This is a genomic window from Amycolatopsis methanolica 239, from assembly GCF_000739085.1.
Lineage (GTDB): Bacteria > Actinomycetota > Actinomycetes > Mycobacteriales > Pseudonocardiaceae > Amycolatopsis_E > Amycolatopsis_E methanolica.
Window position 1 is genome coordinate 7,162,098 of sequence record NZ_CP009110.1, and the last position, 18,951, is coordinate 7,181,048.

General features: G+C 71.9%; 21 protein-coding genes. 16 read left to right on the top strand and 5 right to left on the bottom strand.

What is annotated here, in order from left to right:
• The first annotated feature begins 21 nt into the window (after positions 1-21).
• Complete coding sequence (locus AMETH_RS35065; protein ID WP_017985880.1) at positions 22-1,569, top strand: glycosyltransferase family 87 protein; 1,548 nt, start codon at positions 22-24, stop codon at positions 1,567-1,569.
• A gap of 508 nt (positions 1,570-2,077) precedes the next feature.
• On the opposite strand, the gene AMETH_RS35070 is transcribed toward AMETH_RS35065, so the two are convergent.
• Positions 2,078-2,851 carry a deoxyribonuclease IV gene (locus AMETH_RS35070; protein ID WP_017985882.1) on the bottom strand — a complete coding sequence of 258 codons (774 nt, stop codon included), beginning with the start codon at positions 2,849-2,851 and terminating at the stop codon, positions 2,078-2,080.
• Between the two features lie 96 nt (positions 2,852-2,947).
• Between AMETH_RS35070 and AMETH_RS35075 the strand changes: the two genes are divergently transcribed.
• The 13 genes from AMETH_RS35075 (at position 2,948) to AMETH_RS35135 (ending at position 13,219) form a co-directional block, all read left to right on the top strand.
• Complete coding sequence (locus AMETH_RS35075) at positions 2,948-3,736, top strand: hypothetical protein (RefSeq protein WP_020486754.1); 789 nt, start codon at positions 2,948-2,950, stop codon at positions 3,734-3,736.
• A 109-nt stretch (positions 3,737-3,845) separates the two neighbouring features.
• The gene (locus tag AMETH_RS35080; protein WP_017985884.1) at positions 3,846-4,670 is read left to right on the top strand and encodes a hypothetical protein; all 825 of its coding nucleotides are present in this window, start codon (positions 3,846-3,848) and stop codon (positions 4,668-4,670) included.
• A 71-nt stretch (positions 4,671-4,741) separates the two neighbouring features.
• Positions 4,742-5,659 (top strand): hypothetical protein, encoded by a 918-nt coding sequence (locus AMETH_RS35085; RefSeq protein ID WP_017985885.1) that lies wholly within the window; start codon positions 4,742-4,744, stop codon positions 5,657-5,659.
• A gap of 135 nt (positions 5,660-5,794) precedes the next feature.
• The gene (rpsF, locus tag AMETH_RS35090; RefSeq protein WP_017985886.1) at positions 5,795-6,118 is read left to right on the top strand and encodes a 30S ribosomal protein S6; all 324 of its coding nucleotides are present in this window, start codon (positions 5,795-5,797) and stop codon (positions 6,116-6,118) included.
• A gap of 12 nt (positions 6,119-6,130) precedes the next feature.
• Positions 6,131-6,622, top strand: coding sequence for a single-stranded DNA-binding protein (locus AMETH_RS35095; protein ID WP_017985887.1), 492 nt, complete (start codon positions 6,131-6,133; stop codon positions 6,620-6,622).
• Between the two features lie 35 nt (positions 6,623-6,657).
• Positions 6,658-6,906 (top strand): 30S ribosomal protein S18, encoded by a 249-nt coding sequence (gene rpsR, locus AMETH_RS35100; RefSeq protein WP_017985888.1) that lies wholly within the window; start codon positions 6,658-6,660, stop codon positions 6,904-6,906.
• 14 nt (positions 6,907-6,920) lie between these two features.
• Complete coding sequence (rplI, locus tag AMETH_RS35105; protein ID WP_017985889.1) at positions 6,921-7,379, top strand: 50S ribosomal protein L9; 459 nt, start codon at positions 6,921-6,923, stop codon at positions 7,377-7,379.
• Positions 7,380-7,525: 146 nt separating this feature from the next.
• Positions 7,526-7,918, top strand: coding sequence for a hypothetical protein (locus AMETH_RS35110; protein WP_017985890.1), 393 nt, complete (start codon positions 7,526-7,528; stop codon positions 7,916-7,918).
• Positions 7,919-7,920: 2 nt separating this feature from the next.
• A complete protein-coding gene (locus tag AMETH_RS35115; RefSeq protein WP_017985891.1) occupies positions 7,921-8,496 on the top strand; it encodes a DUF3558 domain-containing protein in 576 nt (191 codons plus the stop codon).
• Positions 8,497-8,526: 30 nt separating this feature from the next.
• Positions 8,527-9,804 carry a glycine zipper domain-containing protein gene (locus tag AMETH_RS35120; RefSeq protein ID WP_017985892.1) on the top strand — a complete coding sequence of 426 codons (1,278 nt, stop codon included), beginning with the start codon at positions 8,527-8,529 and terminating at the stop codon, positions 9,802-9,804.
• 11 nt (positions 9,805-9,815) lie between these two features.
• The gene (locus tag AMETH_RS35125; RefSeq protein WP_017985893.1) at positions 9,816-10,604 is read left to right on the top strand and encodes an ESX secretion-associated protein EspG; all 789 of its coding nucleotides are present in this window, start codon (positions 9,816-9,818) and stop codon (positions 10,602-10,604) included.
• Positions 10,605-11,048: 444 nt separating this feature from the next.
• Positions 11,049-12,452: a replicative DNA helicase gene (dnaB, locus tag AMETH_RS35130; RefSeq protein WP_017985894.1), complete on the top strand. Its 1,404-nt coding sequence runs from the start codon at positions 11,049-11,051 to the stop codon at positions 12,450-12,452.
• Positions 12,449-13,219: an alpha/beta fold hydrolase gene (locus AMETH_RS35135; RefSeq protein ID WP_017985895.1), complete on the top strand. Its 771-nt coding sequence runs from the start codon at positions 12,449-12,451 to the stop codon at positions 13,217-13,219. The genes dnaB and AMETH_RS35135 overlap by 4 nt, the downstream gene beginning before the upstream one ends.
• Here AMETH_RS35135 and AMETH_RS35140 read toward each other — a convergent pair.
• Positions 13,214-13,630 carry an acyl-CoA thioesterase gene (locus AMETH_RS35140; protein WP_017985896.1) on the bottom strand — a complete coding sequence of 139 codons (417 nt, stop codon included), beginning with the start codon at positions 13,628-13,630 and terminating at the stop codon, positions 13,214-13,216. The genes AMETH_RS35135 and AMETH_RS35140 overlap by 6 nt on opposite strands.
• On the bottom strand, positions 13,596-14,114 hold the full coding sequence (locus AMETH_RS41185) for a helix-turn-helix domain-containing protein (RefSeq protein WP_017985897.1): 519 nt from the start codon (positions 14,112-14,114) through the stop codon (positions 13,596-13,598). The genes AMETH_RS35140 and AMETH_RS41185 overlap by 35 nt, the downstream gene beginning before the upstream one ends.
• 435 nt (positions 14,115-14,549) lie before the next feature.
• Between AMETH_RS41185 and AMETH_RS39495 the strand changes: the two genes are divergently transcribed.
• A complete protein-coding gene (locus AMETH_RS39495) occupies positions 14,550-14,747 on the top strand; it encodes a hypothetical protein (RefSeq protein WP_017985898.1) in 198 nt (65 codons plus the stop codon).
• Here AMETH_RS39495 and AMETH_RS35155 read toward each other — a convergent pair.
• The gene (locus AMETH_RS35155; protein ID WP_017985899.1) at positions 14,733-15,104 is read right to left on the bottom strand and encodes a hypothetical protein; all 372 of its coding nucleotides are present in this window, start codon (positions 15,102-15,104) and stop codon (positions 14,733-14,735) included. The genes AMETH_RS39495 and AMETH_RS35155 overlap by 15 nt on opposite strands.
• A gap of 124 nt (positions 15,105-15,228) precedes the next feature.
• Here AMETH_RS35155 and AMETH_RS35160 point away from each other — a divergent pair, with 124 nt between their 5' ends.
• Positions 15,229-15,999 carry a dioxygenase family protein gene (locus tag AMETH_RS35160; protein WP_026153644.1) on the top strand — a complete coding sequence of 257 codons (771 nt, stop codon included), beginning with the start codon at positions 15,229-15,231 and terminating at the stop codon, positions 15,997-15,999.
• Positions 16,000-16,055: 56 nt separating this feature from the next.
• Here the strand turns inward: AMETH_RS35160 and AMETH_RS35165 are convergent, their stop codons facing one another.
• The gene (locus AMETH_RS35165) at positions 16,056-18,941 is read right to left on the bottom strand and encodes a beta strand repeat-containing protein (RefSeq protein ID WP_017985901.1); all 2,886 of its coding nucleotides are present in this window, start codon (positions 18,939-18,941) and stop codon (positions 16,056-16,058) included.
• Positions 18,942-18,951: the final 10 nt, after the last annotated feature.

Sequence of the window (18,951 nt, forward strand, 5' to 3'; positions counted from 1 at the left end):
GGAGGCCGTAACATCGCGCGGGTGTCCAGCCCGACCGACGAGACCACCTCGGCCGAACCCGCGCCGGCGTCACTCGACGCCGGTCAGCGGGTCGCGCCGTCCCGGACCGATCCGCTGGTCGCGGCCGCGAGCAGACCGATCGGCGGTCCGCTCGGCGAGCACGCGGCCGTGGGGCGGCACTGGTTCTGGACGCCGCAGCGGGTCGGGCTGGCGCTGGCCACGCTGGCGCTGATGCTGTGCTGGTTCGGCAAGGCCAGCTGCATCCAGCAGTACGTCGACGCGAACGGGCAGACCCAGCTGGACTGGCGGTCGGGCCGCCCGTACGTCGCGATGTGCTACAGCGACGTCGTGCCGCTGTTCAGCGCCGAGCGGCTGGACCAGCCCGGCACCTTCCCGTACCGGACGAGCTGGGTCGACGACGCCGGCACGCCGAACGCGCACGTCCGCTACATGGAGTACCCGGTGCTGACCGGGCTGTTCCAGTGGGCCAACGCGAAGATCACGCAGGTGTGGAAGGCGATCTCCGACACCGGCTGGCTGCCCGGCGCGCTGCCGGTGGCGATCTACTTCAACATCACCGCGTTCTGGCTCGCGCTGGCCTGGCTGGTCACGGTGTGGGCGGTGGGCCGCACCGCGAACCGCAGACCGTGGGACGCGTGCCTGGCGGCGATCTCACCGCTGGTGCTGGTGCACGCGTTCACCAACTTCGACACGCTCGCCACCGCGTTCGCGGCCACCGGCCTGCTGGCCTGGGCGCGGCGCAAACCGGCGGTCGCCGGGCTGCTGATCGGGCTCGGCGCGGCCGCGAAAATGTACCCGTTGTTCCTGCTCGGACCGCTGCTCATCCTGTGCATCCGCGCCGGGAAGCTCCGCCCGTGGACCATCACCGCGGGCGCCGCGGGCGGCACGTGGCTGGCCGTGAACCTGCCGATCGCGCTCACGCTGAACGCGGGCTGGCAGGAGTTCTTCCGGCTCAACGCGCAACGCGGGATGGACCCGGACTCGATCTACAACGTGATCTCCTACTTCACCGGCTGGGCGGGCTTCGACGGCCCCCTCGCGGCCGGGCAGACACCGACCTGGCTGAACATCGTCAGCGGCACGCTGTTCCTGGCCTGCTGCGCCGGGATCGCCTACGTCGGGCTGTCCGCGCCGGTGCGGCCGCGGCTGGCGCAGCTGTGCTTCCTGGTGGTGGCCGCGTTCCTGCTGACCAACAAGGTGTGGAGCCCGCAGTACTCGCTGTGGCTGGTGCCGTTCGCGGTGCTGGCGATCCCGCGGTGGCGGCTGCTGCTCGGGTGGATGCTGCTGGACGCGCTGGTGTGGGTGCCGCGGATGTTCTACTACCTCGGCACCGACCACAAGGGACTGCCGCCCGACTGGTTCCTCGGGTTCGTCGCGCTGCGGGACCTGGCCGTGGTCGGGCTGTGCGTGCTGGTGCTGCGGGAGATCTACCGCCCAGCCGAGGACCTGGTGCGCGTCGCCGGCGACGACGACCCGGCGGGCGGGGTGCTGGACCGGGCCCGCGACGTGGTGGTGCTCCCGCGGCGGCGGGCCCGGCACGCGGTCTGAGTCGGCAGCCCCGCAGCACACCGGACAGCGCGGTCTTCTCGGCCTGGTCCACCGTGAGCCGGTAGGTCGCCTTTGCCTGCACGTACAGCGCGGCGTATTCACAGCGATGGCCCCGGGGCAGCCAGCGCGCCGGGTCCTGGCCGTTCCGCTGCTGGTAGCTGCCCTTGCTCACCGCGACGAGGAACCGCTCGTCGTTGCCGAACCGCTCCTTGTCGGCCTTCGACCAGGTGCGCACGCCGGACCGGTTGGCCTCCGCGGTGCCCACCACGTGGTCGACCTCCATGCCCGATTCGACCTTGCCGGTCTGCCCGTCGTAGGGCGAGGTCCACTTGCCGGTGACCCGAAGGTGCCCGGCGCGGTGCTGGCGTTGCGCCATCGGCCTGCGGGTGCTGTTGGCGCTGACGCTTGGCCGGGGGCGCTGCTGCTGGTCGTCCCGGGCAAGGTGATTGCCCATCCCGGCGGGGGCCAGCCCTGGCGCAACGACGAGCGGTCGTGATCACGGCAGGGGTCAGCCGAGCTTGTCCCGCAGGTAGGCGATGTCATCGGCCTGGCCCTCGGCCGGGGTCTCGACCACCACGGGCGCTCCCGCGGCCGCCGCGACGGCCACCAGCGCCTCCGGGTCGATCGTGCCGCCGCCGTGCACCACGTTCGCGTGGCGGTCCCGCCCGGACCCGAACTCGTCGCGCGAGTTGTTCAGGTGCACCAGGTCGATGCGGCCGGTGATCGACATGACCTTCTCGACCACGTCGCCCAGCTCCCAGCCCGCGGCAAACGCGTGGCAGGTGTCCAGGCAGAACCCGGCGCCGAACTCGGCCACCTCGTCCCACAGCCGCGCCAGCACGTCCATCTCGCGTGCCATCGCGCCGTCGCCGCCCGCGGTGTTCTCGATCAGGATCGGCACCGCGAAGCCGCCGTCGGCCGCCTGCCGTTCGAACAGCTTGCGCCAGTTCGCCAGGCCCTCCGCGACGTCCTCGCCGCGGCCCACGTGACCGCCGTGCACGATCAGGCCCTTCGCGCCGATCTCCGCCGCGGCGGCCGCGTGCTGGGCGGCCAGCTTGCGCGACGGGATGCGGATCCGGTTGTTCAGCGAGGCCACGTTGACGATGTAGGGGGAGTGGATGAACACCTCCACCCCGGCCGCCTCGATGTGCGCCCGCGGCGGCTGGGCCACCGGCTTCTTCCAGCCCTGGGGGTCGGCCAGGAAGAACTGCACCACGTCGGCCGAGCGCTCCCCGGCCGCGGTCAGCGGGTCGTCGTCACGGACGTGCGCACCGATCTGCATGTGGCCACGCTACCGGCGGAATCGGCTCGGTTCTCGCCAACCTCGGGAACGCTTTGAAGTACCGTGAGCGCGGTCCGTGACACCTGAGGGGGACTCATGGGGAAGACCGCACGCCGTTCCGGGGTGGCCGGGTTCGTGCTGGCGCTGTCGGTCACGCTGGCCGCGCCGGGCGCGTTCGCCGAGGAGGCCGATCCCGCGCTGGCCGGCAGCTGCGGGGCGACCCTGCGGGACCAGCCGGGCGACGCCCTCACCCTCGACGTCGGCGCCCCGCTCGACCAGCCCGGTGTGCTCACCGTCGGCACCGGCAGCGAGTCCGCGCCAACCGGCCCGGACCAGCGCGACCCGCTGCTGGCGCTGCCGGTCGCGGACCTGGCGAAAGCGTTGGGCGTCGGGGACGCGCCCGTCGTCGGCGACCTGGCGGCCGAGCAGCTGTGCCCCGGCGTGCAGGGCACGGTGAACACGCTGTCCGCGGCCACCCAGAGCGTCGTCTCCGGTGAGCCGCTCGACCCGCCGTCCCGCCCCACTCCCGGCCGGCCCGCGCCCGGCGCACCCCAGCCCAGCCAGGACGTGACCCCGGTACTCCCGGCCGTCAACGGTGGGATCGTGCCCGCGTCGTTCGTCACCGGCGGCTTGCCTGCCGCGTCCGGGATCGCCCCGCCGACGCCGCCGCTGTCGGCGCTGATCCAGCCCGGCGTCGTCCCGCCAGCCGCGCCCGGGCTCGTCCCACCGGCTGGGACGGAGCCGCCGCTGGTCACGCAGAACTCCGGGACCGCCGAGGCGATGCCGTCGTCGGCGGCGCCCGCCCGGTTGCCGCTGATCATCGCGGTGTTCGCGCTCGCGGTCGTGGCCGCCGCGCTGACCCGCGCCTGGATGCGGCGCGCCTGACGGTCACGTTCCGGGGTGCGGGCGTCACGCACCTGCCCTAGCTTCGTTGAAACCAGTAGCGACGCGCTGGAGGACGAAGATGCAGGGTCGGACACGCAGGACCGCCGCGGTGGGCGCCGCCGCTTTCGCACTGGCCGGATCGGTCGCGCTCGCCGTGCCCGCGACGGCGAGCGCGGAGACGATCAGCGCCCAGTGCGGCGACACCGTGACGGCCAAGCCCGGCGACGTCATCAGGACCCCGCTCGGCCTGAAGACCGTCACCGACGGGCTGACCTCGATCGTCGGCGGCCTGCTCGGCGGGCTGTGCCAGATCACCGTCAAGGTCGTGGACACGGCCGTCGAGCCGCTGCCGGTCGTCGGCGCGCCGGCCGCGAGCGCGGTCAACGGCGCGGTCGCGGGCACCACCAACGGCCTGACCGGCGCGGTCGACCAGACTGGCAAGGCGCTCAGCGGGGGCGGCGGGAGCCAGCCACAGCCGCAGACCCCGCCGGGCGGCGGCAACCAGCAGACGCCGCCGGGAGCCACGCCCGGCCGCACCGAGGGCGCCGCGCCTGCCGTGATCCCCGGATCGACCAGTCCCGTGCTGGGAGGCGACCCGTCCACCTTCGACTTCCTGCCGTTCGGCTCGGGCAGCGCGTACGCGCCGATGCGCAACTACGCGGGCCTGCCGTTCGCGGTGTCCGCGTTGTGGGCGCCCTCGCCGGGCCTGCGCTACGGCGGCCAGATCCCCGGTTACGCCCCGCAGTACGGCGCGCTCGGCCAGCCCGCGCAGTCCGGCCAGGCGGTGCAGAACGCGGGCCAGGCGGAGGCGCTGCCGAGCGGTTCGGGCGGCGGTGGCAACGTTGCGCTACCGATGCTCATCGCCGTTGTCGCTCTATCGGGTGTCAGCGCCGGTCTCGTACGCTCGTGGGTCTTACGGGGAGCTACCGCTTAGTATCCTTTGGGTCCGCTCGTCGTTAATCCCTTCCGGGGACACACGCCTGCGATCACTGGAGGTCCGCGCTCGTGCGCAACACCGGCCTGACGAAGACCACCCGTAGAGCGCTCACCGCCACCGCCATCGCCGCGGCCATCGCCGGCGGTTCGCTGCTGTCCGCGGGCACCGCGTCGGCGAGCACCGTGCTGTCGCAGGCATGCACCGGCACCGTGATCGGCGCACTCAGCGACAGCGTCGCGGTGCAGGGCAAGGACCTCGCGGACGTGGTCAAGGCAGGCGCGCAGGAGCAGGAGTGGTTCCTGCACCTCAACGGCGTGGACCCGCAGAAGGTGGCGGACACGGTCAGCAAGGCAGGCGCGATCACCGTCGGCCAGATCCCGGCGAACGCGGCCAGCGGCGCGATCGCGGGCGACTCCATCGCCACCGCCGTCGCCACCACGCTGAAGAACGCGGGCGACCCGTACGCCGTCGGCCTCGGCATCGGCGGCGACCAGCAGAAGAAGACCCTCGACGCGATCACGAACAAGGTCACGGGCAACTGCGGGCTGACCACGTACGCGAACAACTACACCCAGCCCGGCCTCCCCTCCTCGCAACCGGGCACGACCGCACCCGCGCCCGGCACCCCGGCGACCACGACCGTCCCGGGCATCTCGGGCACCGGCTCGGCCACCGCGCCGCCGCGCAACTACGGCAACATCCCGGCGGCCGTGCCCGGCGTGGCAGGCGCCGCGGTGCCGCCGAGCGCGCTCTACCCGTCCTCGGCCACGCTGCCCGACCAGGCACTGCCGCAGGTCGGCGTGCTGGGCGGCCAGTCCACCTCGGCCGGCGGCCAGGCGGACGTGCGCAACGCGGGTAACGCCAGCGCGATCGGCGGCGAGCCGGCCGCGGGCAACGTCCAGCTGCCGATGCTCCTGGCGGTCGTCGCGCTGGCCGGGGTGAGCGCCGCTCTGGTGCGGACCTGGGTGCTGCGCAAACTGTCGTAGCCACCCCGTAGGCCCCCCGTCGCCCACCACCACCCTCAACGGAGCCGCTCCGCGGCACGGCCTAGACTGGACAACCGGCAAACCCTCCTGCCACGGAAAGCCCGTGGCCGTGAAGCCCACAGGAGGTGAGTGGTTGTGTCGCGCCATTACGAGGTGATGGTCATCCTCGACCCCACGCTCGACGAGCGTAAGGTCGCCCCGACTCTGGACACGTTCCTCAACGTCATCCGCACGTCCGGCGGAAGCGTGGAGAAGGTCGACGTGTGGGGCCGTCGTCGGCTCTCGTACGAGATCAAGAAGCACGCCGAGGGCATCTACGCCGTGCTGGACCTCAACAGCGAGCCCGACGCGGTGAAGGAACTCGACCGGCAGCTGTCGCTGCAGGAGACCGTGCTCCGCACCAAGGTCGTCCGCAAGCCGGTCCCGCGCAAGGCCGCCAAGACCGCGGCGAAGGCCTGAGGCGGATAGCCCATGGCTGGAGACACCGTCATCACCGTGGTCGGCAACCTGACGTCCGACCCCGAGCTGCGGTTCACCCCGTCCGGCGCCGCGGTCGCGAACTTCACCGTTGCGTCCACGCCGCGCACCTTCGACCGCCAGTCCGGCGAGTGGAAGGACGGCGAGGCGCTGTTCCTGCGCTGCAACATCTGGCGGCAGGCGGCGGAGAACGTCGCGGAGAGCCTGACGCGCGGTGCACGCGTCGTCGTGCAGGGCCGCCTCAAGCAGCGGTCGTTCGAAACCAAGGAAGGCGAGAAGCGGACCGTCGTCGAACTTGAGGTCGACGAGATCGGTCCGTCGCTGCGCTACGCCACCGCCAAGGTGAACAAGGTCAGCCGCGGCAGCGGTGGCGGTGGCGGCGGCTACGGCGGGAACACCGGCGGTGGTGCCCCCGCCGACGACCCGTGGGGTTCCGCCCCGCCTGCGGGCGACAGCGGCGGTTTCGCCGACGAGCCCCCCTTCTGACCAACCACTCGTACTGAATTCCCAGGAGCATCACCGTGGCCAAGCCACCCATCCGCAAGCCCAAGAAGAAGGTCTGCGTGTTCTGCAAGGCCGAGCAGAAGGGCCACCCGGAAATCATCGACTACAAGGACACCAACCTGCTGCGGAAGTACATTTCCGACCGCGGCAAGATCCGTGCCCGCCGGGTGACCGGCAACTGCAGCCAGCACCAGCGCGACATCGCCACCGCGGTCAAGAACTCCCGCGAGATGGCGCTGCTGCCCTACACCTCGACCGCGCGCTGAGGAGGGACCACATCATGGCGAAGATCATCCTCACCACTGACGTGGCGAACCTCGGCGGCCCCGGCGACATCGTCGAGGTCAAGGACGGCTACGCGCGCAACTTCCTGCTGCCCCGCGGTTACGCCATCCAGGCCACCAAGGGCGCCGAGAAGAACGTGCAGACCATCCGTCGCGCGCAGGAGTCCCGCCGTATCCGCGACCTCGACCACGCTCGTGAGGTCAAGGCCGCGCTGGAGGGTCTCGGCACCGTCGAGCTGACCGCGAAGGCCGCCGAGGGCTCGAAGAAGCTCTTCGGCTCGGTCACCACCGCCGACATCGCGAACGCGATCAAGGCGGCGGGCGGCCCGCTGCTCGACAAGCGCGTCCTGGAGACCGACGGGCACATCAAGACCGTCGGCAAGCACGCGGTGAACGCGCGCCTGCACCCCGAGGTGCAGGCCTCGGTCCGCCTCGAGGTGAAGGCGGGCCAGTAGGTCGTCGAACCGAAAACCGGGCAGGTTTCCGCAGGTTGCGGGGCCTGCCCGGTTTTTGCTGTTCGGGCACGGAACCGGGTGGCCTGCGCTAGCATCCAATCCGGGCGATCAACGCGGACAGGCGAGAACGTAGGGGGTTCCTGGCGATGACCGGTGAGAAGCCGACCGACAGGCTCACGGAGGTGCCACCGCCGGCGCCGATCCAGGTGGGCGGCAACGGCAGCCCGGGCGGGTACCAGTTCTCCCCGGACGAGGTGCGCGGCGTGATCAGCAAGTGGAAAGAGCTGCGCGACGACCTCCAGACGGACCTGTCGAACGCGCAGGCGGTCGCGCGTGTCGCGCCCCCCGGCAAGGAGTTCGCCAGCGAAGACTTCGTCAACAAGGCGGCCAAGGCCTCCGGCGAGACCCTCCTGCTGCAGCACCAGCGGATGGTCGACTACGTCCAGAACTACATCGCGGCGCTGGAGAAGGCCGCGGGCATCGTCGAAGAGCACGAGGCCGATACGCACCAGTCGGTGGGCCGGTACCGGGAAGTCTGAGCATGATCCGCACGTGCCTGGCGGCTGCCACCGTGGCTGCCGCCACACTCCTCACCGGCTGCTCGTCGAGCGGGGGCACCGCCGCCGCACCGAGCACCGCCCCGTCGATCGACCCGTCGCTGCGCGTGCCCGCCCCGCTGGCCGCCGACGCGCTGGCCGGCAACCCGTGCGCGGGACTGTCGGACGGCCAGGCGAGCGCCATCGGGCTCGCCACCCCGGGCGAAGTCATCCCGGGCCAGACCGGCTCGCGGTGCCAGTGGCAGTCGGCCGCGCACGACGCCAACAAGATCTTCATCTCGCCGCTCGCCGTGCAGGACAACGGTCTGACCGGGGTCTACGCCACCAGGGGAGCGTCGAAGTACTTCGAACCGACGACCGTCGCCGGCTACCCGGCCGTGTACGCGGACAACGCCGACCTCCGGCCCAACGGCTCGTGCGCGCTGTGGGTCGGAGTCACCGACCAGCTGGCGGTCGGGGTCACGTCGAGCATCCTCGTCGGTCCTAACGCCACGAATCCTTGTCCCATCGTCGAAGAGGTCGCCGTCGCGATGGTTCAGCACCTGAAGGGGGACGCGTGATGCAGATTCGGCAGCAGGAGGGGTGGAGCCGTGGTTGACGACTACACGGTCGGGCGCGTCGCGACGGGCGCGGCCGTCGGCGCGGCGGTCGGCTCGGTCGTCCCGGGTGTCGGCACGGCGGTCGGCGCCGGCGTCGGCGCGGTCGTCGGCGGTCTCGTCGGCCTGATGAGCACGCCCGAGGCGGAACACCACGAGGCGAACATCGCCGGCCGCACCATCGACGCGCGGCAGATCTGGGAGCAGATCAGCCCGGGCAACGCGACCTCGCTGGTGACCGCTGCGAACGCGGCGAACAGCTTGAAGAGCGTGCACGAGGAACGCGGGCGGCTCATCCAGCAGATCAACGACCTGATGGACAACGCCTGGAAGGGCATGGCCTCCGGTCAGGCGCAGGCAGGCGCGCACCCGCTGGGCATCTGGTTGCAGGACTCGGCCACGAACCTCGGCAAGAGCCACACCTACCTCAACGACCAGGCGACGGCCTTCGACACCGTGAAGACCAAGGTCCAGGAGGTGCCTGCTCAGCCGCCGGACGGCAACTTCCTCGACGGCATCAACCCGTTGTCCGACGTCGACGACCAGATCGAGCAGTACAACCAGCGGGGCAAGGCGAACGTCGACGCGTTCAACGCCTACTACCAGGCCAGCATGAACAACGCGGGCGGGATGCCGCAGTACACGGCGTGGCAGGGCAACGTCTTCTCCGGCGGCGGCGTTCCGGGCGGGGTGCCCGGTGGGGCCGGCGGTGCCGGGAACATGCCCAGCGCATCGGGGATGCCTGGCGATTTCAAGCCGGCCAGCACCGGTGACCTGCCGCAGTTCAACTCCACCAACCCGTCGGCGACCGTCCCGAAGACCGCGACCCCGGCCGGCTTCACGCCGGGCACCGGTTCGGGTGGGTACAACCCGGCCTTCGACGGGACCACGGCGGCGGGCTACACGCCGACCTCCACCAGCGGGTTCGGCCCCGGCGGTGGGGCCGGCGCGGGCGGCGCCGGTGCCGGCGGCGGTGGTGTCGGCGCTTCCGGGTTCGGAGCCGGGTTCGGGCCGGGCGCCGGGATAGGCACGGGCGCGACGGCGGGCACGGGCGCCGGGGCTGGTGGCGCGGGCGCTGGTGGCGCGGGCGGGCGATCCGGCCGTGGCGCGGGCCGCGCCGGCATGGCCGGGGCGCCGGGCATGGGCGGCCGCGGTGGTCGCAGCGAGGGCGAGGAAGACGAAGAGCACCAGAACAAGTACATGGTGGGTGACGACCCGAACGAGCTGTTCGGGACCGACGAGCTGACGGCTCCGCCCGTCATCGGCGAATGAGGCCCGGGACGATGCCGGTGAACCGGCCGCTGACGATCACCACCCCGACGCTGCTCAACCTGCTGCAGCGCCGGGGCGCGGAACCGCACAACACGCTGTCGCCCACGCCGACCTGGTACGACGAGACCGCCCAGCGGATCATCGACCAGCAGGTCAACGCGGTCCTCGCGCACCACGGGCTGATGGGCCCGCGGGGCATGGATCGCGAGTTCGCGGCGATGATCGAGTCGATCGCGCGGCCGGGGGTGGAGTTCTACGGCTGGTTCGAGGGCTCGTTCCCGGACGACGCGCCGCAGAACTTCGCGGTGCTCGCGGGCAGCGGCCCCGGTGGCGGGTTCGTGCTCGCCCGGCACATCAAGGAAGACGTCGTGGTGATGCGGCCGCAGCGTCCGGATCAGCTGCTTCCGGCGTTCCTGGACCAGATCCCCCGGGTGCCGCCGGGTGGCAGCAGCCCGATCGTCGCTCCGAAGAGCGAGGTCTACGGCGGCGGGCGCCGCTCGTCCGGCGAGGACGTGTCGATCATGCGTGGCGGCGGCCGGACGGCGGCCGAACCTGGCAAGGAGATCAAGCGCATCCTCGAGGCGCCGCGGGTCGCGGCCGGCAGTCTGTACGCCGCTGCCCGCACCCGCGCCGGCACGCGCAAGCGGTGCGACCGCGCGCTGAACTTCATCGACACGGCCGAGGGCCGCTGGCTGATGGAGGAGCGGCCGGGCACCGGCGAGTCGCTGATCGTGCTGACTCCCGGCACGCCGCAGGCGATCGGTGAACGACTACACAACGCGATTCGATCTTTGGGCTGATCGACACGTCGGACCCCCCACTCGGCCGAGTGGGGGGTCTTCTACTGTCCGTAGGCTCATCCACAGGTCGAGGCCTGCACTCCGCCGCGACACGCCGAAGATCGGCTTCCCGGCGACACGCCGAAGTTTTTTCAGCAGAGTTCTCCACAGCTTACCCACAGGGTTTGACCTGGGGTTTTCCTGGTGGTCCCCGGAGTTGCCCCCAGCTTGTCCACAGGGTGCGGCGTGCCTGTGACTGGTTGCCCCCGCTCCTCCACAGGCTGTCCACAGAGCGGTCCCCAAGCAGGTTTGCACTGGTCCGTCCGAGCGATCTACGGTGCCCGCCGGAGTAGTAGCACTGGGTGGCCACGGGACACGGTTCTCGCGGGTCGCGCCGGTCCCACACTCCGGCCGGGGATCCGGCATAATCGAACTGGTGTTCGCTGTCTGGGAGGTATCCGCGCGGTGGCGCTGACTGACGACCGTGGTCCGGCCTATCCGTCCGATCCCGGCCCCGAGGACCCGGGGCCGCGGTACGGCGAGTTCGACCGTCAGCCGCCGCAGGACATCCCGGCCGAGCAGTCCGTGCTCGGCGGCATGCTGCTGTCCAAGGACGCCATCGCCGACGTCGTCGAGGTGCTCTCGCCCAACGACTTCTACCTGCCCAAGCACCAGGCGGTCTACGACTGCGTCCTCGACCTCTACGCGCGCGGCGAGCCTGCCGACCCGATCACCGTGTCCGCCGAACTGGAACGCCGCGGCGAGCTCGCCCGCGTCGGCGGCGCGCCCTACCTGCACACCCTGATCGCGACCGTGCCGACCGCGGCCAACGCCGGCTACTACGCACAGATCGTCGCGGAGAAGGCCGTGCTGCGGCGCCTGGTCGAGGCGGGCACGCGGATCGTGCAGTACGGCTACGGCGCCGCGAACGACGGCGGCGACATCGACGAGGTCGTGGACCGCGCGCAGGCCGCGATCTACGACGTCACCGAGCGGCGCACCAGCGAGGACTACGTGGCGCTGGAGGAACTGCTCCAGCCGACCATGGACGAGATCGACGCGATCGCCTCCCGCGGTGGGGTGTCGCAGGGCGTGCCGACCGGCTTCGCCGACCTCGACGAGGTGACCAACGGCCTGCACCCCGGCCAGATGGTGATCGTCGCCGCCCGTCCCGGTGTCGGCAAGTCGACCCTGGGCCTGGACTTCGCGCGGTCGTGCTCCATCAAGCACGGCATGACCAGCGTCATCTTCTCCCTGGAGATGAGCCGCATCGAGATCGTCATGCGCATGCTCTCCGCGGAGGCCCGGATCCGGCTCGCCGACATGCGCAGCGGCCGGATGTCCGACGACGACTGGACGCGGCTGGCCCGTCGGATGAGCGAGATCAGCGAGGCGCCGCTGTTCATCGACGACTCGCCGAACATGACGATGATGGAGATCCGCGCCAAGGCGCGGCGGCTCAAGCAGCGCAACGACCTCAAGCTCGTGGTCCTGGACTACATGCAGCTGATGACGTCGGGCAAGCGCGTCGAGTCGCGGCAGCAGGAGGTCTCGGAGTTCTCCCGTCAGCTCAAGCTGCTGGCCAAGGAGCTCGAGGTGCCAGTGATCGCGATCAGCCAGCTGAACCGCGGTCCGGAACAACGCACCGACAAGCGCCCGATGCTGTCCGACCTGCGTGAGTCCGGCTCGCTGGAGCAGGACGCCGACATGGTCATCCTGATCAACCGGCCGGACGCGTGGGAGCGGGACGACCCGCGCGCGGGCGAGGCCGACCTGATCCTGGCGAAACACCGCGCCGGCCCGACCAGCACCATCGTCGTCGCGCACCAGCTGCACTACAGCCGGTTCGCCGACCTGGCCCAGAGTTGACGGGCCCGCAGTCGACCAGAACCGCGCTCCGGCGTTTCACCGCGCGCGACGGGGCCGAACTGGCCTACCGGGAGACCGGCGAGGGCCGTCCGCTGGTGCTGATCCACGGCTACTTCTCCACGTCGCAGGTCAACTGGATCAGCTATGGCCACGCCGCGCACCTCGCCGGCCTCGGGTTCCGCGTGATCACGCCGGACCTGCGTGGCCACGGCGAAAGCGCGAAGCCGCACGACCCGGCCGCCTACCCGCCGGACGTGCTCGCCGACGACGCGTTCGACCTGGTCGAGCACCTCGGGCTGACCGATTACGACCTGGGCGGCTACTCGCTGGGCGGCCGGACGACCATCCGCATGCTGGTGCGCGGGGCCCGGCCGCGCCGGGCGGTCGTCGCCGGGATGGGGCTGCACGGCATCGAGCACACCAGCGGCGGCAACGCGCACTTCCGCAAGGTGCTCACCGGTCTGGGCACCTTCGAGCGCGGCACCCCGGAGTGGCGGGCGGAGGCGTTCTTCAAGCAGATCGGCGGCGATCGCGACGCGCTGCTGCACGTCCTGGACACCTCGGTCGACACGCCCCGCGCGGACCTCGCGCGCCTCGAAACGCCGACGCTGGTGGTCGCCGGCACCGAGGACCCGCACAACGAGACCGCGCCGGACCTGGCGGCGGCGCTGCCGAACGGGCGGTACGTGAGCGTGCCGGGCAACCACCTCAGCGCGGTCGCGCAACCCGAGTTCGGCCACGCGATCGGCGAGTTCCTCACCTCATAGGCCGAGCAGCTCGGGCCGGTCCGCGAGCGCGCGCCAGTAGCCGCCGGGCTCCTCGACCAGTCGCCACCGCGTCAGGTCGAGCAGTCCGGACACGCTCGTCACCTCGGCCACCAGCACGCCGTCCGGGTCGTGGAACTCCTGCGACACCCGTGAGACCTTGCCGGGGCCCCAGGTGAAGTCCGTGGTCACCGTGATCGTCGCGCGTGCCCGCAGCTCGCGCCGGAACCGGATCGTGGTCTCCAGGTTGACCGGCCCGAGCCCCTTCGCACACAGCCGGTCCGGGTCGATCCCGGCCGCCCACAGGCATTCCCACCGCGCGTGGTCGGCGTAGGCGAGGTAGGCCGGGCCGCGGACGTGCCCGTTGAGGTCGAGGTCGTCAGTGCGCACCGCGGTCGTCAGCCGGAACGTCATGGCCACGATCCTGCGGCTCACCGCGCCCCGGGGTCTGGAACGTTTCGGCCAACCGCCTGCCGCGCACCAGCTCGGCGGGCGAGGCGCCGGTGAGCCGTCGCGTCTCCCGGCCGAGGTGGGACTGGTCGGCGTAGCCGTGCTCGGCGGCGGCCACGGCCAGCGCGGTCGCCTGCGTCAACCCGGCCAGGAAGGCCTGGAACCGCAGCACCCGCTGCAGCCGCTTCGGCGACATGCCGACCTCGTGGGTGAACCGGCGGCGCAGCACGCGCTCACTCGTCCCGGTGCCGGCCGCCAGCGCGGGCACCCGGGCCCCGGACAGCAGGGAGACCGCCGCGGACACCACCGGATCCGGCTCCACCACACGGCCGCCGACCAGGTCGTCCAGCAGCGCAAGCGCTTGCGCCGGGGTGGTGCACGCGGCGAACCGGTCCGCGCGGACCTCCGGCCACAGGTCCCGCAGCGCAACCGCAGACCAGCCGACCACGAGGAGCGCAGCGGAACTCGCAGGGCGGCATCCCGGGTCACGACCGCCGCCAGCTCGCGCCCGTCCCACACCCGGTCGACGCACCCGTCCGGCAGCACCCGGATGTCCCGGAACCACCCCGGTCTCCCACCCACGCCGCGGCGACCACGGGCCGCGGGCCCGCGCGCGGTGTGCGGGACCGGTACACGGAGGGGCCCGCGCGGTGGTGCAGCGGAACGCTCGCGGCCTCACCCTCCCGTCGCGGCGAGACCGGCGCGTCGAACCGGACGACCCCGCGGTGCCTGCTGAGCGGGAAGTTCGCGCTGGACTGCACGAAGCTCCCTGAAGCTCGCCGTCGAGCTGTCCCGTCCCGGCCGGACCTACGTCTTCGACGAACCCACCACCGGCCTGCACCCCTCCGACGTCGCCGGCCTGGTCGAGCTGTTCGACCGGCTGGTGGCGGCCGGCTCGACCGTCGTCGTCATCGAGCACAACCTCGACGTGATCGCCAGGACGGACTGGGTGGTCGACCTGGGTCCCGGCGCGGGACGGCACGGCGGGCGGGTGCTGTTCCAGGGACCGCCCGCGGAGCTGGCCCGTCAGGCGGGGTCGAAGACCGGGCGGCACCTGGCCCGGATGTCAGGGAACCACTAACCCGGCCCGGCGCAACGCCTCCTCCACCCGCAGCCGCTCGATGTCGCGTTCCACGCCTTCGGGCAGCTCGTCCAGCCAGTGCCGCAGGCCGAGCGCCGCGCACGCCTGGACCAGCAGCGCGTCGTAGGCCTGGTGGGTCGCGCGGCGGCGGACGATCGGCGCGTCCGGGGCGAGGTCCGCGAGGCAGCGGTGGACCCGGCGCAGGTCCGCCGCGAGGCGTTCGATCGGCAGGCCGACCGGTCCCGGTTCGCGGCGGCGACGGAGGGCGGCGGCCACCGCGGGCGCCTTGCTCGCGAGCCAGAACAGCACCGGCGGCGTGGCACACACGACCAGGTAGATCGCCACGTTGACCACCATGGCTCAGGATAGGCGCGCGCCGTCGGGGTACGGCCACTCTGTACCGGTTCCGCGCGCGGGAATACTGCGCGCCCCCGGGGCGTCGGGTACCGTAGTAGTTGAACTTTCAAACATGGAGGCTGCGATGAGTGCGACTCCCGTGCTCTACCTGAGCCATGGCGCGCCGCCGCTCGCCGATGACGCCCGGTGGACCCGTCAGCTGGCCGACTGGTCGGCGAACCTGCCCAAGCCCAAGGCGATCCTCGTCGTCTCGGCGCACTGGGAGGAGGCGCCGGTGACCGTCGGCGCGACCACCACGGTTCCGCTGGTCTACGACTTCTGGGGCTTCCCCGAGCACTACTACACCGTGACCTACCCGGCCCCCGGCGCGCCCGAGCTGGCCGCGAAGGTGCGGAAACTCCTGTCCGGCCCGGGCACCGAGGTGCACGAGGCCCCCGACCGCGGCCTCGACCACGGCGCCTACGTGCCGCTCGTCGAGATGTACCCGGACGCGGACGTGCCGGTGCTGCAGATGTCCATGCCGACGCTGGACCCACACAAGCTGTTCGAGCTGGGCCGCAAGCTGAAGCCGCTGCGGGACGAGGGCGTGCTGATCATCGGCAGCGGGTTCTTCACGCACAACCTCTCCGCGATGGGCGTCGGCGTGGACGGCAACCCGCCGCAGTGGTCCACCGAGTTCGACCAGTGGGGCGCGGAAACGTTGCGCGCCAACGACATCGACGCGCTCCTCGACTTCCGCCACAAGGCGCCCGCCGCGACGCTCGCGCACCCGCGCATCGAGCACTTCGCGCCGTTGTTCGTCAGCCTCGGCGCCGGTTCCGAGGACGCCAGGCCGGAAACGGTCATCGACGGCTACTGGTACGGCCTCGCGAAACGGTCCGTGCAGATCGGTTGAGAAAAGGAAAACGGGCCCGGAAGCACCACCGGGCCCGTTTTCACTTCGTCAGGGCATCAGCCCTTGATGTTGATCCCCTTACCGCTGACCAGGTCGTTGACCTGCTGGAAGACGGCGGTCGGGTTGGAGTCCAGCTGCGCGATGGCCGGGAGGTCACCGGCGGGCAGGACACCCTCGACGCCCGCAGGCAGCTCGACCGGCAGCGTGTTGACCTGCGGCAGCGCGGAGCGCTCCGAGCGGGCCGGCAGCGCCGGCAGCGTCGGCAGGGCGGTGGCGCCCATCTCCGGCATCGTGATCGGCAGGTCGATCTGCGGCTCCTGGCCGGCGACCGAGATGTCCGTCGCGTTGCTGACCGTCGTGCTGGTGACCGCGATCAGGCCCAGCGGGATGTCGTAGACCTGGGCGACGACACCCAGCGGCACCTGCTTGCTGATCCCGGACAGGGCCTTCGTCGGGCCGGACGTGGTGTCCGTGCCGCCGACGGTCCCGGTGGTGGTGTTGTCGGCGATCGCGTGCGCGACCCCGCCGACGGACACCGCGTTGCCGAACACCTGCGCCACGGCCGCGGCCGGGACGTCGAAGATGTCGCCGGACAGCGCGCCGCCCTCGCCCGAGGTGGTGATGTCACCACCCGAGTTGGCCTCGGTGCTGTTGACGCCGGCCGCGTGCGCGACGCCGACCAGGCTCGCGGCGTTGCCGAACACCTGGGCCACCGGCAGCGCCTGCGCCGCGATCACGTCGCCGGCGATCGAGCCGCCGTCACCGTTGGTCGTGGCGTCGCCGCCCGCGGTCGAGACGACGTCGTTGGACGCGTCGCCCTTGACCACGCCGCCCCACACCGCGGCGTCACCGAAGACGGTGGCCACGGCGCCGACCGGCGCCTCGACGATGTTGCCCGCGATGGAGCCGCCCTCGCCGGTGGTGTTCAGGTCGCCGCCCGCGGTCGAGTCGGTGACGTTCTCCGACTCGCCGAAGCCGTTGCCGATCCACGCGGCGCCGAGGCCGTGCACCTGGGCGGGCAGCGAAACCGGAACCGCGGCGAGGTTGCCTGCCGCGAAGCCTTCCTTGCCGGACGCCTTGCCGTCGCCACCCGCGGTCGAGGTGGTGTCGGTGGTGGCCGCACCGGCGCCCTGGCCGATCCACGCGCCACCGATGCCGAACACCTGAACCGGGGCCGACACCGGAACCTGGACCAGGTTCGCGGAGGCCGCGGCGTTGTCGTCCTGGGTGTTGCCGTCGCCACCGGAGGTCACGGTCTTGGTCTCGGAAGCCTCGCCGGCCCCCTGACCGATCCACGAGCCGCCCACGCCGAAGATCTCGGCGGGCACGGCCACCGGGACCTGCACGGCGTTGCCGGAGCCCGCCGAGTCGTTGCCCAGCGTCCCGGTGTAGCCACCGGCCTTGACGTCCTTCGTCTCGGTCGCGCTGCCCGAGGCGTTGCCGATCCACGAGCCGCCCACGCCGAACACCTCGACGGTGCCCGCCGGCGGGGCCGAAACGCTGTTGCCGCCGAGGAAGCTGCCGTTGCCGGAGGTGAAGGTGTCCGAACCGGCCTGCGCCTCGGTCTCGTTGTCGCAGCCGTTGGCGTGCGCGTTGCCGATCCAGGTGCCGCCGACGCAGAACGCCTCGACGGGCAGGGCGACGGGCGCGTCGGCGATGTTGCCGGAGCCGGCCGCGTTCTCACCGCTGGTGCTGGTGGTCCCGCCCGAGGTGGCCTCGCTGCCGAGGTCAACGCCACCGGCCTGGCGGTCCGCGCCGCCGCCGACGAGCGAGTTGCCGATCCAGGCCGCGGCGTTGCCCGCGACGGTCGCCGGCACCGCGGGCTGCGGCTGCGCGACGTTGCCCGCCAGGAACGAGTCGTCACCGTCGGTCTGGATGTAGCTCGGGCCACGCGGGCCGTCGGCGGTGTCGCCGGCCTCGGCCTCGGCGTCGTACGAGCCGGCCGGGACGTCGGCGTCGCCACCCCAGGAGATGGCGTTGCCGGACACCTTGGCGGGCAGGGCCACCGGGACGCCCGCGACGTTGCCGGTGCCCGCGCCCTTCGAGCCGTGCGTCTCGATCGAGCCGCCGGACTCCGCCTCGCTGGAGCCTTCGAAGTCGGTCTCGGCGTGGCCGAGGAACCAGCCCAGCGCGTTGCCCGAAACCTGCAGCGGGGTCGCGCCCTGCGGGGCGATGACGTTGCCGGACAGGCCGCCGTTGGTGCCGTCGGTGACGATGTCACCGGTGGTCGACGTCTCCTGGGTCGCGCTGCCCGAGGTGTGGCCGCTGCCGACGAGGCCGAGCGCGTTGCCCGAGATCTGGACGGGCAGGGCCCAGTCCAGCGCGACGACGTTGCCGGCGAGGCCGCCGTGCGAACCGTCGGTGTTGACGTCCGAGTTGTGCTCGTAGGTCTGCGTGGCGTCCGACTCGACGGCCGCGTCACCCAGCACACCGAGCGCGTTGCCGCTGATCAGGATCGGCAGCGCGGCGTTCAGCGAGACCTTGTTGCCGTGGAACGGGTCCCCGTTGTCCTGCACGGAGGGAGCGGCGTCCTGCGCGACCGTGGCGCGCTGCGCACCCGGGTTCGTGGCCTGGCCCACGCGCTGCGCCGCACCGGTGGCGGCGTCGGTGGCCTTGGCGATCACGCCGTTGGCGGCGCCCGTCGCCGGGGCGGCGGGCTTGAGGGCGCCGGTCTTGGTGACCGGGGCGGCGGCCTTGTTGGCGGCGTCGGTGATCGGCTTGGTGCTGATCTCCTTGTGGACCTCAGGCAGGTTGATCTGCTTGCCCAGGGTGCCCAGGGCGTTGTCCTGGATGTCGACCGGCACGCTCAGGTTGACGTCCAGCGGACCGGCCGGACTGTCCGGGTTGACGTTCTCGTCGGCAGATGCGATGCCGGTACCCAGCATCAGCAAGCCACCCGTGACCAGCGCGGTTTGGATTCCGCGCTTTGCCCAGGTCTGCATCGTGGGTTTC